The organism is Ensifer sp. NPDC090286 (assembly GCF_044769565.1).
Classification (GTDB): Bacteria; Pseudomonadota; Alphaproteobacteria; order Rhizobiales; family Rhizobiaceae; genus Ensifer.
On the sequence record NZ_JBIVYF010000001.1, the window covers coordinates 1,191,887 to 1,205,764 of the forward strand.

Genomic DNA, 13,878 nt, shown 5'->3' on the forward strand with positions numbered 1-13,878 from the left:
GCCTCAGTTCAGCGGGATAGCGTTGCCGTCCTTGCTGTCCTGATAGGCGGAGGAGAGTTCGTCATATTTCGCGCGGATTGCCTCGGCGCGGGCCTTCAGGCCGCCCCGCTGCGGCTCGGGCAGAGCGTCGATCAGCGCGTGGATCGACTGGCCCTTCCAGAACGCATTCGTCCGGTTGTAGCCGCCCGGCTCCAGCGTGAAGACCTCCTTCAGGATCTTCAGGTCATGCGGGATGGAGAAACTGTCGCGCGAATCCTCGTGGCTGAAGAAGTAGAAGAAGTTGTCGAAGCCCGCCCAGGTGATCGCCGAAAGGCACATCGAGCACGGCTCGTGCGTGGAGAGGAAAATGAGGTCGCGGCTGTCCGGGCGCTCCGTTCCTTCGATCTCGTAGAAGCGCTTCAGCGTGTGCACTTCGCCGTGCCAGAGCGGGTTTTCCGTTTCGTTGTTGGTTTCCACGAGCACGGTCGAAAGATCGGATTTGCGCATCAAGGCGGCGCCGAAGATCTTGTTGCCGGCGGCAACGCCTGCTTCCGTCGCCGGAATGATGCCCTTCTCCATCGTGCCGAGCAGCGCATCGAGGAGCGCGTAGTTGTCGGTCTGCTGTGTCATTCCCAGTGTCCTTTCGTTGGGGTTCAAAGCAACGCCAGGAAAAACAGGAAACGATCCCCTGCCCGGAATGGCGGTATCTCAAAGCAATCCTAGGAAAAGTGCGAAGCGGTTTTCCGTGCGGGATTGCATATTTCAGAGCAAATCCCGGGAGAAGTCTGAAGCGACCTCCCGCCGGGATTGGGCATGCTTAGAGATCGCGCCTGTTCAGTGCGCCTCGATCAGCGGCACCTCCACGCCCTTGGCGTCGTAGAGCTTGCCGTTGAGGAAGTAGTCGCCGTCATGCAGGCGGGCGATATCCTGGTAGCGGATCGTGCGCTCCGTTGCCGCCACGAACACCGATTGCTGGTCGGAATTGCCCACGGTGAAGTGGTTGAACAGGAGGTTGAGCAGGATCGCCATGACCGCCGCCGACGAGATGCCCGAATGGAAGATCGTCGCGACCCAGGTCGGGAAGTGCTCGTAGAAACCCGGGGCTGCGATCGGGATCATGCCGAAGCCGATCGAGGTCGCAACGATCACCAAGTTCATGTTGTTGTTGTACTCGACCTTGGACAGCGTGCGGATGCCGCTGGCTGCAACCGTGCCGAAGAGCACGATGCCGGCGCCGCCGAGAACCGAGGTCGGAACCGAGGCAACGATACGCCCCATGACCGGCAAGAGGCCGAGGGTCACCAGGAACATGCCGCCGGTCGCCACCACGTAGCGGCTCTTTACGCCGGTCACCGCCACGAGGCCGACATTCTGGGCAAAGGCGCTCTGGGTGAAGGAACCGACGATCGGCGCGAGAATGCTCGACAGCATGTCGGCGCGAAGGCCGTCGCCGAGCCGGCGCGAATCCACCTTGGTCTCGACGATCTCACCGACGGCGAGAATGTCGGCCGAGGTTTCGACCAGCGTCACCATGATGACGATCAGCATCGAGATGATTGCGGCAAGTTCGAAGGTCGGGTAGCCGAAATGGAAGACCTTCGGCAGTGCGAAGACCGGACCGTTGGCAACTTGCGAAAAATCGGTCATGCCGGCCACATAGGCGATGCCCGTGCCGATCACGATCGAAAGCAGGATCGAAAGCCGCGAAATCGACGCATTGCCGAGCTTGCTCAACAGCAGGACGATGATCAGCGTCACCGCTGCAAGCTGGATATTGGCGGTGCTGCCGAAGTCCGGCGCCGCTTTGTTTCCGCCCATGGCCCAGAAGGCCGCCACCGGCATCAAGGTCAGGCCGATGGTGGTGATCACGATGCCGGTCACCAGCGGCGGAAAGAAACGGGTGATGCGCGAAAACACCGGCGTGATCAGAAGACCGATCAGCGAAGCCACGATCACCGCGCCGAGAACAGCCGGAATGCCGCCATTGCCCGAAATCGCGATCATCGTCGCAACGCCGGAGAACGAAACGCCCTGCACCAGCGGCAGGCGGCTGCCGAAGAACGGCACGCCGATCGTCTGCAGGATGGTCGCAAGCCCGCCGGCAAAAAGCGAGGCGGTAACGAGCAGGCCGACATCGGCGGAATTCAACCCGGCCGCCTGGCCGAGGATCAACGGAACGGCGACGATGCCGCCATACATGGTCAAGACGTGCTGCAGCCCGTAGGCCAGATTGGCACCGACACTCAGCCGTTCGTCTTCGGGATTTTCCGGTAGTGCATTTTCCTCTGCAATGCTTGCCAAGGGTATCTCCTCCATACCTTGTGCGATTGCCCCGTCTCCAGCGGGACAAGCAAAAAGGTAACCGAAGGAGGACAAATCTCGTCTTCCTAAAAAAGGCGAAACACCTTTCGGGTTTTGGGCGGGAATAGGTAATGGCCGTTCCGACGCCTCATTCGGGCCGATTGGCAGCGGCGTCCAAGGTCGACTTCCGACCGGGCCGCGGCACCCGAAAGCCCGGTCAAGCGGGCCCGGATAGACCCAAAGATGGTACGGCAGCAATCTTCAGCTTGGTAGTGAGTTCAGCTAAAGAATTTCTCGCGAGTTCTCGCAATAACATATTCCAACAGGTTGAAAACATGAAAAAGTTTAACTTCGCCCTTCTGGCGTCGGCAGTTGTCATGTGCCTATCGACAACAGCAAAAGCCGAGGATCTCGTCTTCACGCTGAAGAACGGGACCAATTCTGTCCTGAACAATTTCTACGCCTCTCCGACCGGCGTCGACAACTGGGAAGACGACATCTTCGGCCGGCAGGCTCTTGGCCCCGGCGAAGAGATGGAAATCACCATTGCCGACGGTCGCAGCGTCTGCCGGTACGACATGCGCTTCGAGTTCCAGGGCGACGATCTCGACACGACGACCGATACGCAGGACCTCTGCGAAATGGGTTCCTACACGATCCACGAGTAATGAACGCCCGGCGGGGAGCCTCAGCGGACCCCCGCCGCATGCGCCTTCAGGCGGCCTCCAATACACCGCTTGCGCGACAGGTTTCGGCAAAGGCGATCGAAACGGCCGAGAGCTTGATGGCCTGCCAATAGCGGTAGTCGTGCACCAGCGCCGTCGAAATCCAGCACGCGCCGCGATTGCTCGTCTTCGCCCAGCCGATCAGCCCCGCCTCGCGCGCCAGCCCAAAGAGCCGCGCCGTATGGGTTCTGGAAATGCGGTACCGGCTCGACAAGGCATTGGGAGACACTTTTCCGATCCAGATCGGCGCCGCACTTTCGTCAGGCAGCGCCGGCGCATTCTTGATCAGGTCGTGCAGCACGCTGCTTCCGGAATCCGAACGGACGAACTTGGCGATGCTTGGTGGCGGCTTGTGCCAGTCGCGACGCGCCAGCAGCAGGCGCGCGAAACGGGGCTGAGCGCCATGCAAGAGACCGGGCTGCTGGCGCGACAGCGCATAGCGGTCGCCGCCATCGATGAGATCGAGCGCGCGCAGATGAATGTCGAAGTAGCGCCGGATGAGCGCCTCGCTCATCTGCGTTGCGCGAACCGCGCGCTGCCGGCCGTCTCCACGCTCCAGCGGTTCGACAAAGCGGTATCTCCGCATTTCCAGGAGAAAGGCATGCACCGTGTTGCGGCTTGCCATCGCGCTCATGGTGCGGGCGAGATTGCCCGGTGAAATCGGCAGGCATGCCCTATCCTGCAGATGCTCGAAATGCATGGCCATCGTCATCTGGCTGAGCATCCAGCGCCGCAGATCCGCCACGTAGTGCACTTCCCGCGGCAAGGCGAGATGCGTTTCCAGCAGTTCGCGCGCAGCGGAATCGAGCCCCTCGCGAAAACGATCCATCCGGACCAGATCTTCGGCAGTATAGGGCGGCGACAGCGCCGCAACGGAAACGACGGACAACGACATGATCGGGAGTTTTCGGCAGGGTCGACCGCGCGGGATGGCGGCCGACCGGAAGGAAGGTTGCAGACCCATCATACTGGGATCGCAGACGAAATCCAGCGTCCGGACACCTCCCGCCAGGCCGGGAAGCGCCCGCTTCCAAGCCACCCACGACTGCCGCCGAAGGCGACCCGCGCAGGCCGCGCGCCGATCCGCCCGTCAAGCCGGAAGCGGCGGCATCTCCGGCGCGGCGAGCCCGCCGAAAGGATCGCGCCAGACCTCGATTTCGTCCAGTTGCCCGGCCCAGCGCGCAAGCGCCGGATAGTCCGCGATCGGCAGCCGCGCCACGTCGTTGTAGGGCAGGAACGTCGCCATGCGGAAATCGGCATAGGAAATGCTATCGCCCAGCAGCCAGGCGCGACCGGAAAGCTCGGCCTCGAGCAGCCTGGCCGCCCTGTGAAAGGACCTCAACCCCTCCTCCACCATCGCTTCTTCGCAAGGGCCGATGCCGTAGCGCAGCTTGGTGCCGCGCTCCCAATGCACCATGTCGCAGGCCTTCACGAAGTTCTCCTTGCCCCAGCTGATCCAGCGGATCATCTCCGGCTCGTCGTCATCCCTTCGCCAGAAATTGGAACCGAGCGTTCGGGATAGAAAGCAGGCGATCGCATCCGCCTCCCAGAGCGCCCGGCCGGGACGCTCCAGGATCGGCAGAAGCAGGTTGGGATTGAGCGGCCGATAGCGGTCCGCCTGCCCCGGCGCCAACGGCTCGGCAAATTCGAAGGCGACCTCGGCGTTTAGAAACCGCGCCGTTGCAACGGCCAGACGCGGATTGGGGTTTCGGCTGAAATAAAGCTTCATGCGGCGTCGCTCCCTGTTACACTTCATGAAGACGAACGAAGGCGGCGTTTGCCGACAGCCGGAAACAACAAAAATCGGCGATCGCGGCGAAAGCCGGCGACCGGCGATCGATAGCCGCCGATGCGGTTTCCAGCCAGCCATCTGTGAATTCGTTTCTCAATTCCTGCGAAATCCGCCTGCCTAGTGCCGATCCACAGCCCGACCTATCTCTCAGTCCGAGAGCGATGCCTCACCGATCGCAGCACCGCACATCAACACCTGCCATTCAACAGCAAAGGACAGGACACATGACACTCAAGGATATTCTGCCCGGCAAGCTCGGCTTCGGCGCAGCCCCGCTCGGCAACATGTTCCGCGAAATCCCCGAACAGGAAGCGCTTGCGACCGTCGAGGCCGCCTGGAACGACGGCATCCGCTATTTCGACAACGCCCCCTTCTACGGCGCCGGCCTTGCCGAGATCCGCATGGGCGAGGCGCTCGCCGGACGCCCGCGTGACGAATACGTCATCAGCACCAAGGTCGGCCGGGTGATCCTCGACGAGATCGAGGATGTCAGCGCCCGCGATCTCGGCGAAAAGGGCAACGTCTTCCGCTATGGCCGCCCCAACAAGATCGTCAACGACTATACCTACGACGCGACGCTGCGCTCGATCGAAGACAGCCTCAAGCGCCTGAAGACCGACCGGATCGAGATCGCCTTCGTCCACGACGTCGCCCAGGATTTCTACGGCGACGAATGGCTCGACGTCTTCGAGACCGCGCGCAAGGGCGCATTCAAGGCGCTCGACACGTTGCGCGACGAGGGCGTGATCAAGGCCTGGGGGCTCGGCGTCAACCGGGTCGAGCCGATCGAACTGCTACTGGCGCTCGAAGGCCCTCGCCCCGATGGCTTCCTGCTTGCCGGCCGCTACACCCTGCTTGACCATGACCGGGCGCTGCAGCGCGTCATGCCCGAGGTCACCAGGCGCGGCCTCGGCATCATCGTCGGCGGTCCCTACAGCTCCGGCGCGCTCGTCGGCGGCCCGAACTTCGAATATGCGCCGGCGACGCCCGAAATCCTGGCGAAGGTCGCACGCATCAAGGCAATCGCCGACCGTCACGGCATCTCGATGAAGGCGGCCGGCCTGCAGTTCTCGCTCGCCAACCCGGCGGTCGCAGCCGTCATCCCCGGCGCCAGCCAGCCGAGCCGCATCGCCGAAGACCGCGCCGCCCTCAACGAGGTCGTGCCGGCCGACTTCTGGCGGGACCTGCGCGCAGCCGGCCTCGTCAACCCGGAAGCGCCGCTGCCGGTTGCCGGCTAAGCAATTCCAGGAAAAGTGTGAAACGGTTTTCCGTGTGGAATTGCGTCGCTTGGTCAAGCAATTCCAGGAAAGTGGGAACCGGTTTTCCGTCGGAAATTGGCGTCACTTGAAACCCATCATCCCCGCCCGTCATCCCCCGGGCGGGGCAAGCTCTGCCGGCTCTTCCGCCAGAAAGCGCTGCAGGCGCGGCACGACAAAATCGAGGAAGGCGCGCACACGCGCCGGCAGAAGCTGGGCGCCACGAAACAGCGCATGGATATCGTCGGCCTCTGTTATCGCGCTGTCGGCCAATACCTCGACCAGCTCGCCGCGGGCGATCGGACCGCGCACGTGATAGTCGGCAATCCGCCCGATGCCGACGCCTGCCATCGCCATGCGGCGGATGGTTTCGCCGTTGTTGGTCAGAAGCGAGCCGCTCAGCATCCGCTCGACGATCCGCCCGCCCTCACGCATCGGCCACACCGGATTGGCCCGGCGAAAGTTGAAGCCGATGCAATTGTGATGAAGCAGGTCCTCCGGCGTTTCCGGCACGCCCCATTTTTCGAGATAAGCGGGCGACGCGACGATCCGCCTTTTGGTCGTGCCGATCTTGCGCGCCACCAGGTTGGAATCCGGAAGCCGCCCGACCCGGATCGCCACATCCGTCCGCTCGAGATAAAGATCGACCACCTCGTCCGACAGCGAAAGGTCGATGACGATCTTCGGATAGGCTTCCCAGAAGGCCGGCAGGATCGGCTCCAGTGCGGTTGCGCCGAAACTGACGGAGGAGTTCACCCGGATCAGCCCCTCGGGCTCGGCACCTCCGTGCGCGATCTGCTGTTCGGTCTCGTCCAGCTCGGCAAGCAGACGCTGGCTGCGCTCGTAGTAGAACTCGCCTTCCCGGGTCAGAAGCAGCCGCCGTGTCGAGCGCTCGACGAGCCTGATGCCGAGCCGGCTTTCCAGCCGCGCGATCAGCTTCGACACGGTCGACGGCGTCATCATCAATTGGCGGGCCGCTTCCGAAAAGCTGCCGGCCTCCACCACCTGGACGAAAACCATCATCTCGCCTGCCCGGTTGTCCATGACGCCACCTGATTTGAATTCATAGATCTGCCGTCAGATTAGCCCTGAAAACCCGCTTTGTCGCGATATTGCAGGGCCTCGTCGCACCATCTGTGAATTTTCTTATCAGATCCTGGGAACCCTCACCGTCTACTGCTGCGCCATCCGCCGTGAGATCTGTTGTCTCAAGCAAACCGTCCAGTGAGCGACGGTCCAATACAACAGGAAAAGGATCACCGAGATGTCCCAAGCAGCCGAAGCCAGCCTCGCCTCACAGACCGCCGCCTTCGATTTCGCCAGCCTGCGCCAGCGGATCGGTGGCTCGCAGATCGCTACGCGAAAGCGCGTCGCCCAGCCAGCCGGCGAGGCCCCGACCCCGCAGAACAATCGCCTGACGCTGCTGGCCCTGGCGCTCGGCAGCTTTGCGATCGGCACCTCAGAATTTGCCAGCATGGGCATCATCCAGCTCTTTTCGCAGGCCATGCACATCGGTGTACCGGAAGCAACGAGCGCGATTACGGCTTACGCCTTCGGCGTGGTCATTGGCGCGCCGCTCGTGACCCTGGCCGCTGCAAGGGCGAACCGGCGCACGCTGCTTCTCGCACTGATGGGGCTCTTCATCCTCGGCAACGTGCTTTCGGCGATTGCGGCAGACATGGGCATGCTGATGGTCGCCCGCTTCATCAGCGGCCTGCCACAGGGCGCCTATTTCGGCGCCGGCGCCGTGGTCGCATCCTATGTCGTCGGCCCCGGCCAGGCCGGCAAGGCCTTTGCCATCGTCATGACCGGGCTGACGGTCGCAACCATCATCGGCTCGCCGCTTGCCACCTTCCTCGGCCAGACGCTCGGATGGCGCGAAACCTATCTGGCGATCGCCGCCTTCGCCGTGCTTGCCTTCCTTGCGATCTGGGCCTGGGTGCCGCGCACGACAGCGCTCGATGGCGTGCCGGTGGTGCAGGAGCTTTCGTCGCTGCGCAAGGCAAACGTCTGGGGCGTGATGCTGGTCGCAGCCGTCGGCATCGCCAGCATCTTTGCGGTCTACACCTTCATCGCCCCCATCGTCACCGACATTGCAACCCTTTCGCCCGCCATGATCCCGGCAGCACTTGCCCTGTTCGGCATGGGCATGACGGCCGGCAACCTCGTCGGCGGCAAGCTTGCCGACCTCTATCCCGCACGCGGCATCGTGCTTGGCTTTGCCGCAGCACTCGCAACGCTTGCAGTGCTCGCAATGGGCGCGGCAAATCCCTGGGTGCTCTTCCCCGCCCTCTTCGGTGTGGGTGCAGCAACCATGGCCCCGATCCCGACGATCCAGGTGCGGCTCACCCGTTTCGCTCCCGAAGCCCCGAGCCTGATGGGCGCCATGAACCTTGCCGCCCTCAACGTTGCCAATGCCGTCGGCGCCGAGGCCGGAGGTGCGGCGATCGCCGCCGGCCATGGTCTGCTCTCGGCCGTCTGGGCAGGCTTTGCCCTTACGGCTGCGGGCCTCGCCCTCTTCGGCCTCACCCTGCTGTCGAAGAAGGCACGGCAGTAGGGCTCACGCGGTCTCGGCGGACTCGTCTCAAGCCCGACGGGGCCAGCCCTCGCCCTCTCCGCTCCGTCGACAGGCGAGCGAAAATGAGGCGCTTCCCACCACCAAGCTTTGACGCCCCGCGGTGATCCGACCGCGGGGTTTTCGCCTCAGAAGTAACGCATGTCACGTGTCTGATAAGATCGACAGGAAGCGGCTGATCACTCGATTGCCGCATCTGCGCAATGCGTCACGCCGCGATCCGACCCCTCCCATCAGGCCGGCACGAAGGGCCGCAGGGCCTCGACCAATCCGGTCGTTCCATAACGAACCTCGCCGCCCGGTTCGACGTCGATCATACCGCCCTTGTTATGGGCGTCGTAGAGATGGACCAGAAGCCGGGCGGTGCTTGCGCTCAAGGTCCGTTCCAGCGCCTCCTGCCACACGCCGCGCGGCACCGCCTGGACCGTGATCGTACGCCCGAGCAACTGGCCCAGGGCCGCGGCCACGTCGCTGGCGCTGTAGCGGCGCGGTCCCTCGACATGGACGATCTGCTCCACCGTTTCCGGCCCCGGGCGGCGGAGCAGGTCCGCAGCCATGCGCCCCACGTCTCCGGTCGAAACGGCGGCAAAGGTCCGCTCCACCGGATGGTGCAGGCTCGGAAGGGCACCGGTCGCGATCGCCGCCGGGATGCTGCGCGCCCAGCCTTCCATATGCTCGGCCGATCGCAGGAAGATCTTGGGCATGTCGAGCCCGCGAAGCCGCTCCTCGAAGAGACGGAAGACCGTGGGCATGCCGATATCCTCGGGCACATGGGCGCCATAGTCGGAGATCGCCAGCACGCGTTTCGGCCGCGCCTGCGCCAGCGCTTCGACCATGCTCTCGGTGAGCGCACGCATTTCCGCTCTGGCATCTTCGGCCTTGAGCGGCGGCGGCAGGATGATCTGCACGGCCTCGGCTTCCACGATCGCCGCGCCGAGCGCTGCCGTGTCACGCAAATCGGCAAAGGCGACGTCGCAGCCGATCGCCTGCAATGGACCGGCCTTTGCCGGATCGCGCAGCACTGCCCGCACCGGCAGCCCCTCCGCGCGCAGGGCCGACGCCGTTGATGTCCCGACCTTTCCGGCCGCTCCGAGAATGACGAACATGATCTTTTTTCCTTGCTGAAGACGGGCAAGGCATAGGGATCAGGCGGAACCCAGTCGCACAGATTCAGCCAGGATTTTGCAGCTTCGGTCAGATTTCGCCGGAGCGCCGCATGATTGCGCCCGGCGTCTCGCCGAGCAGCCGGCGCATGGTCGAGGCCATATGGCTTTGATGGGAAAAGCCTGCGGCGACCGCGATCTCGCTCGCCGGCAGGTTCGTCGTGGTCATCAGCGCGCGGGCAAGTTCCACACGGCGACGGATGACATATTGATGCACCGGCAGGCCGGTGCTGTTGCGAAAGAGGATCTTCAGCCGCGTGGCACTCAGGCCCGCCACAGCAGCGAGATCGGCGAGATGCAGCTTCCCGTCGAGATTGGTCTCGATATACTCGGTCAAGAGCCGCAACTGCCGCGCCGAGAGCTTGGGCTGGCTGCGCCCTTGCGCCCGCGCGCCGCCGGTCGCGCTTTCGATCAGCCGCACGGCCAGCGCATTGGCGAGAAGATCGACATAGAGCGGATCGGACGGCGTCTCCGCTTCGAGGTCCGCCTTGATCGCCCAGCCGATCGCCTCGAGCCGGGCATCGCGCACCTGCATCTGCGGCCGCAGCTCGACGCTTTCCCGCCCGAGATCCGCCGCCACGCCATCGAGCAGGGCTCGCGAGAAACTCAGCCTGAGGATCCGACAGTCCGCATCGTCCTCCCAGGAACCGTCGACGCCCGCCGGCACGATGTCGATATCGCCCGGCTTCTGCACCCGTCGCATGCGCCGCCCGCCGCAGCGGCAATCGGCGTTGACCGGCGGCCCGAAATGCATGCCCAGCCGATGCATGTCACCGCCGGGCACATGCACCAGCCCACGCGGAATATGGATGAAATCCGCGGCAAGCCCCTTCCACGCCCGTCCGGCGCTCGTCAACAGAACCTGCGGCGTCTGGATTGCGGAAAGTGTCATGATCTGTCGCCGTCCTGATCCGGGTTTGCGGACGCCATGCTACGTCCCAAACGGCCACGGAACAACCACGCGCAAAAGCCTGCGAACGACAAAGGATCAGAACGGGATCAGAACGGATTGACGTAGTTGGTGATCGCGATCTGGCGCAAGAGCACCCGGCGGATCACGTGTGCCGCCTTCACCCGCTCGGTAAAGATCGCCGCATCGCCCGTGGCACCGGCCGGCAGCCGTGCGGCGAAGGCCTGGTCGTCGAGCTTCACCCGCACGATGAACGGCGCGGCCGAAAGCGCCTCCGGCGTCACCGCCGTGCCGGACACTCGCGCCTGCCCGGAGGCGATCGCCTGCAGCACGCTTTCGACCGTGCCGGTATAGGTCTCGCCGGGCGCGAACTTGAAGGTCGCCTCCACCATCTGGCCGGGCTTGATGTAGCGCGCGTCGATCTGGTTGATCTCCACCCCGATGATCGTTTCCGACGTGTCGATGAAGGCCATGGCCGGCGACAGCGGCAGTGTCGTCACGCGCGCGCCCTTGCGCAGCGCAAGGTTGGTCACGTAGCCATCGGCCGGCGCCCGCACGGTCGTCTTGCCGAGGTCCCATTCGGCGCTGCTGATCTGCGCCTTCAGATTGTCGACCTCCGCCTGGCGCTGCTGAACGTCGAATTCGGTCGCCGCATCGCGCGACTGCAGCTTCGTCATCTGCGAAAGCCGGAGCTCCTGCAGCGACAGTTGCGCCTGCAGCGCGTCCACCTTCGCCTGGTAGGGCACGGGATCGATGCGGAAGAGCACGTCACCGGCCTTGAGCGGGGCGTTGGAAACGACCGGCACCTCCAGCACCTCGCCTGAGACATCGGGCACGATCGCGACCGAATTGCGCACCACCAGCGCCTCGCCCTGCGGCGCGCCCCAGTTCATCGGAATGAACAGGCCGACGAGCAGCAGCAGGAACACGATCGCCGGCGATACCTTCCAGAAGAGGTTGAAGGTGACGATCCGGAGCTTCACCAGGAGGAAGAGGATCGCCAGATAGACGTTGAAGAGAAAGACGATCATGGCTGGCGCGCCTCGCTCGGATGAACGTCGCCGGTGGAGGCAGCGCCCGGATGCGGCCCTATCGGACGCGGCACGTCCACATAGGCCCAGACGAGCGCAACTGGCCACAGCGCGAAGCCGAGGAACAGCGTCACCCAGCCGGCCACATTGACGGCCTCGCTCCAGGGATGGTTGCGGCGTCTCGCAATTGAGCCCGGCAGCATGGCGAGAAACACGAGGACCGCGACCGTACTCACCACGAGCACGATCAGCACGATCCAGGCGAAAAGATCGATGAAGCTCATGACGTTTCGCTCCCCTTCGTGATGGGGAGGCTAGCTCCGCAGGCCTCGCGCGCGGAAGTACGTAACAGTTACCATCCGCGCCGCATGGGCCGATGAGCGACAGCCCGCCTTAGCCGAATTCACCCCGATCCAGCGGATAGACCGGCCGCCGCACGCGCTGGAATTTGCGTGCGCCGATATTGGCGCTGCTGAGGCCAGTGCCGTCGATCTCGACGATCTCGGAGGCGATCGGCCCGAAGGCGGCGCGGAAGTGCTGCTGCGATTTGACGACGACGATGGCGTAATCGGATGGCTCGATGCCGACGGCGCGGAAGAGGTTGCGGTCGAGCATCTGCTGGCGTTCGCTGCAGATGAGGATATCGATGCCTTCGACGTGAAAGCGCACGCTCGGCCCCATCGTCGCCGGCAGACCCTGGAACATCGGCCCCTCGAACACGATCCTGCCGTCCGAGATCGCCTCCACCCTGCCCTTGATCTTGATCGGCCCGCCGCCCACCTGCGGATCGATCTTGCAGCCAAGCGTCACCTCGCGTGTCGCGCCGATGCCGGCGGCGATCAGCTCGGCCACGACTTCCGGATCGCAGAGCGCGCCGAAGGCCGCCCTCTCGACGCCGATCTCCAGCAGCCGGGCGAGCACGCAGGTGGAATCGCTGTAGGCGCCGCAGCCGGGATTGTCGGAGAAGTCGGCGATCACCAGTGGCCCGGCCCCATCTTTCGCTGAATGCGCCGCGACGATGCCGGACAGCGCGTCAAGCGGCAACTGCACATCCTGGTGCTCGCGCCGGTCCCAGATCTCGCGGCAGAGACGCTCTGCTTCCGCTTCCGCCTCTTCGGGCGAAACCCGGTTGCGGTCGTAGCAGATGACGGCCGAAGGGCCGGTGTTGAAGATGTCGGCATCGTAGAAGCCGGCGTTGATCGAGGTCGCGAGTATGCCGTCGCGGGCCGCGATCCCGTCGGCAATTTCCAGAAGCTCGGTCATAGCGCAGGCATGGGTCGTGCGCCCGTCGTTGCAGCCGTTCAGCATCGGCGGCTGGCGGATGGCAAGCGCCGGGCGGATTTCGCCGCGCATGGCGCGGTTCAACAGCCCGCCGGCCTTGTGGGCGCATTCGGCCATGTCGACATGCGGATAGGTGCGGAAGGAGACGGCGATATCGAGCAGGCCGGCCATTTCGGGTGCCGAATTGGCGTGCAGGTCGAAGGTCGCGGCGATCGGAAGCTCCGGCCCGACGATGCCGCGCACCACCTGCAGCAACTGGATCTGAGCATCGTCCGCGGTCTCCGTGCACATGGCGCCGTGGAAAACGATGAAGACGCCGTCGAGCCTTTCGCCTTCAAGCGCGTTTTGGAGATCGGCGACGAAGCGCTGCCGCATCGCCTCCTCGATCCTGCCGCCGGGCTCGGCCCGCGCCGCCACCGTATAGACCGGCTGCCAGCCATAGCGATCGCAGCAGTCGATGAAGCCGCCAATCTCCGAATTGGTGCCGCGGCAATGGCTCTCGATCTCGGCCCCGACGAAATAGTGGCACGCCTCGAAATCGCGAAACCCGGTCTTGAGCTTCGAAAACGTATTGGTTTCCTGGTTGAATTCGAGAACGGCGACCCTGAAGCTCATCGCATGCACTTTCATTTTCGGATTGGAGAAGGAGACGGGCGCCGGGGAAAACGCGAAACCCCGGCGCCGCGCCTGTCCGCCGGCCGCGCGATGCGTCGAACGCAGGGCGCGACAGGCGAAGTCTGGATGAAGTTGAGCTTGGATCCGCGGCGGCTGCTCACGGCACCTCGGAAGAGACGTCCCTCACGCATCTTTCGAGGAGGTCGCCCCTCTCCTCGGGTTGAACCCGAGGACGAACCCTCTCCCCCGC

General features: G+C 64.2%; 13 protein-coding genes. 3 read left to right on the forward strand and 10 right to left on the reverse strand.

Going from position 1 to position 13,878, the window contains the following annotated elements; translation table 11 throughout:
• Window positions 1–3: 3 nt before the first annotated feature.
• Window positions 4–609: a deaminase gene (locus ACIQUG_RS05930; RefSeq protein ID WP_402318492.1), complete on the reverse strand. Its 606-nt coding sequence runs from the start codon at window positions 607–609 to the stop codon at window positions 4–6.
• 204 nt (window positions 610–813) lie between these two features.
• Entirely contained in the window at window positions 814–2,280 is a 1,467-nt protein-coding gene (locus tag ACIQUG_RS05935) for a nucleobase:cation symporter-2 family protein (RefSeq protein WP_043619576.1), read from the reverse strand.
• Window positions 2,281–2,657: 377 nt separating this feature from the next.
• On the opposite strand from ACIQUG_RS05935, the gene ACIQUG_RS05940 reads away from it, so the two are divergent.
• Window positions 2,658–2,948: a hypothetical protein gene (locus tag ACIQUG_RS05940; RefSeq protein ID WP_371258892.1), complete on the forward strand. Its 291-nt coding sequence runs from the start codon at window positions 2,658–2,660 to the stop codon at window positions 2,946–2,948.
• A 46-nt stretch (window positions 2,949–2,994) separates the two neighbouring features.
• Here ACIQUG_RS05940 and ACIQUG_RS05945 read toward each other — a convergent pair whose 3' ends face one another.
• Window positions 2,995–3,900 (reverse strand): hypothetical protein, encoded by a 906-nt coding sequence (locus tag ACIQUG_RS05945; protein WP_402318495.1) that lies wholly within the window; start codon window positions 3,898–3,900, stop codon window positions 2,995–2,997.
• Window positions 3,901–4,095: 195 nt separating this feature from the next.
• Entirely contained in the window at window positions 4,096–4,734 is a 639-nt protein-coding gene (locus ACIQUG_RS05950) for a glutathione S-transferase family protein (RefSeq protein WP_402318498.1), read from the reverse strand.
• 287 nt (window positions 4,735–5,021) lie between these two features.
• Between ACIQUG_RS05950 and ACIQUG_RS05955 the strand changes: the two genes are divergently transcribed.
• Window positions 5,022–6,035: an aldo/keto reductase gene (locus ACIQUG_RS05955; protein WP_402318500.1), complete on the forward strand. Its 1,014-nt coding sequence runs from the start codon at window positions 5,022–5,024 to the stop codon at window positions 6,033–6,035.
• Between the two features lie 129 nt (window positions 6,036–6,164).
• On the opposite strand, the gene ACIQUG_RS05960 is transcribed toward ACIQUG_RS05955, so the two are convergent.
• The gene (locus ACIQUG_RS05960; RefSeq protein ID WP_402318503.1) at window positions 6,165–7,097 is read right to left on the reverse strand and encodes a LysR family transcriptional regulator; all 933 of its coding nucleotides are present in this window, start codon (window positions 7,095–7,097) and stop codon (window positions 6,165–6,167) included.
• A gap of 220 nt (window positions 7,098–7,317) precedes the next feature.
• Here ACIQUG_RS05960 and ACIQUG_RS05965 point away from each other — a divergent pair, with 220 nt between their 5' ends.
• Window positions 7,318–8,610: an MFS transporter gene (locus ACIQUG_RS05965; RefSeq protein ID WP_402318506.1), complete on the forward strand. Its 1,293-nt coding sequence runs from the start codon at window positions 7,318–7,320 to the stop codon at window positions 8,608–8,610.
• 251 nt (window positions 8,611–8,861) lie between these two features.
• Here ACIQUG_RS05965 and ACIQUG_RS05970 read toward each other — a convergent pair whose 3' ends face one another.
• From ACIQUG_RS05970 to ACIQUG_RS05990, 5 genes are all read right to left on the reverse strand, one after another.
• Window positions 8,862–9,734 carry an NAD(P)H-binding protein gene (locus ACIQUG_RS05970; protein WP_402318509.1) on the reverse strand — a complete coding sequence of 291 codons (873 nt, stop codon included), beginning with the start codon at window positions 9,732–9,734 and terminating at the stop codon, window positions 8,862–8,864.
• 88 nt (window positions 9,735–9,822) lie between these two features.
• On the reverse strand, window positions 9,823–10,683 hold the full coding sequence (locus ACIQUG_RS05975) for a helix-turn-helix transcriptional regulator (RefSeq protein WP_402318512.1): 861 nt from the start codon (window positions 10,681–10,683) through the stop codon (window positions 9,823–9,825).
• Between the two features lie 107 nt (window positions 10,684–10,790).
• On the reverse strand, window positions 10,791–11,732 hold the full coding sequence (locus tag ACIQUG_RS05980; RefSeq protein WP_402318515.1) for an HlyD family secretion protein: 942 nt from the start codon (window positions 11,730–11,732) through the stop codon (window positions 10,791–10,793).
• On the reverse strand, window positions 11,729–12,016 hold the full coding sequence (locus tag ACIQUG_RS05985; RefSeq protein ID WP_402318518.1) for a DUF3302 domain-containing protein: 288 nt from the start codon (window positions 12,014–12,016) through the stop codon (window positions 11,729–11,731). Before ACIQUG_RS05985 ends, ACIQUG_RS05980 begins: the two co-directional genes overlap by 4 nt.
• A 109-nt stretch (window positions 12,017–12,125) precedes the next feature.
• Entirely contained in the window at window positions 12,126–13,628 is a 1,503-nt protein-coding gene (locus ACIQUG_RS05990; protein WP_402318521.1) for a M81 family metallopeptidase, read from the reverse strand.
• Window positions 13,629–13,878: the final 250 nt, after the last annotated feature.

Excerpts from the sequence above, each read along its gene's own strand:
- ACIQUG_RS05990 (WP_402318521.1), bottom strand. The coding sequence starts at position 13,628 with ATGAGCTTCAGGGTCGCCGTTCTCGAATTCAACCAGGAAACCAATACG.
- ACIQUG_RS05965 (WP_402318506.1), top strand. The coding sequence starts at position 7,318 with ATGTCCCAAGCAGCCGAAGCCAGCCTCGCCTCACAGACCGCCGCCTTC.
- ACIQUG_RS05930 (WP_402318492.1), bottom strand. The coding sequence starts at position 609 with ATGACACAGCAGACCGACAACTACGCGCTCCTCGATGCGCTGCTCGGC.
- ACIQUG_RS05975 (WP_402318512.1), bottom strand. The coding sequence starts at position 10,683 with ATGACACTTTCCGCAATCCAGACGCCGCAGGTTCTGTTGACGAGCGCC.
- ACIQUG_RS05940 (WP_371258892.1), top strand. The coding sequence starts at position 2,658 with ATGTGCCTATCGACAACAGCAAAAGCCGAGGATCTCGTCTTCACGCTG.
- ACIQUG_RS05985 (WP_402318518.1), bottom strand. The coding sequence starts at position 12,016 with ATGAGCTTCATCGATCTTTTCGCCTGGATCGTGCTGATCGTGCTCGTG.
- ACIQUG_RS05950 (WP_402318498.1), bottom strand. The coding sequence starts at position 4,734 with ATGAAGCTTTATTTCAGCCGAAACCCCAATCCGCGTCTGGCCGTTGCA.
- ACIQUG_RS05955 (WP_402318500.1), top strand. The coding sequence starts at position 5,022 with ATGACACTCAAGGATATTCTGCCCGGCAAGCTCGGCTTCGGCGCAGCC.
- ACIQUG_RS05960 (WP_402318503.1), bottom strand. The coding sequence starts at position 7,097 with ATGGACAACCGGGCAGGCGAGATGATGGTTTTCGTCCAGGTGGTGGAG.
- ACIQUG_RS05980 (WP_402318515.1), bottom strand. The coding sequence starts at position 11,732 with ATGATCGTCTTTCTCTTCAACGTCTATCTGGCGATCCTCTTCCTCCTG.
- ACIQUG_RS05970 (WP_402318509.1), bottom strand. The coding sequence starts at position 9,734 with ATGTTCGTCATTCTCGGAGCGGCCGGAAAGGTCGGGACATCAACGGCG.
- ACIQUG_RS05945 (WP_402318495.1), bottom strand. The coding sequence starts at position 3,900 with ATGTCGTTGTCCGTCGTTTCCGTTGCGGCGCTGTCGCCGCCCTATACT.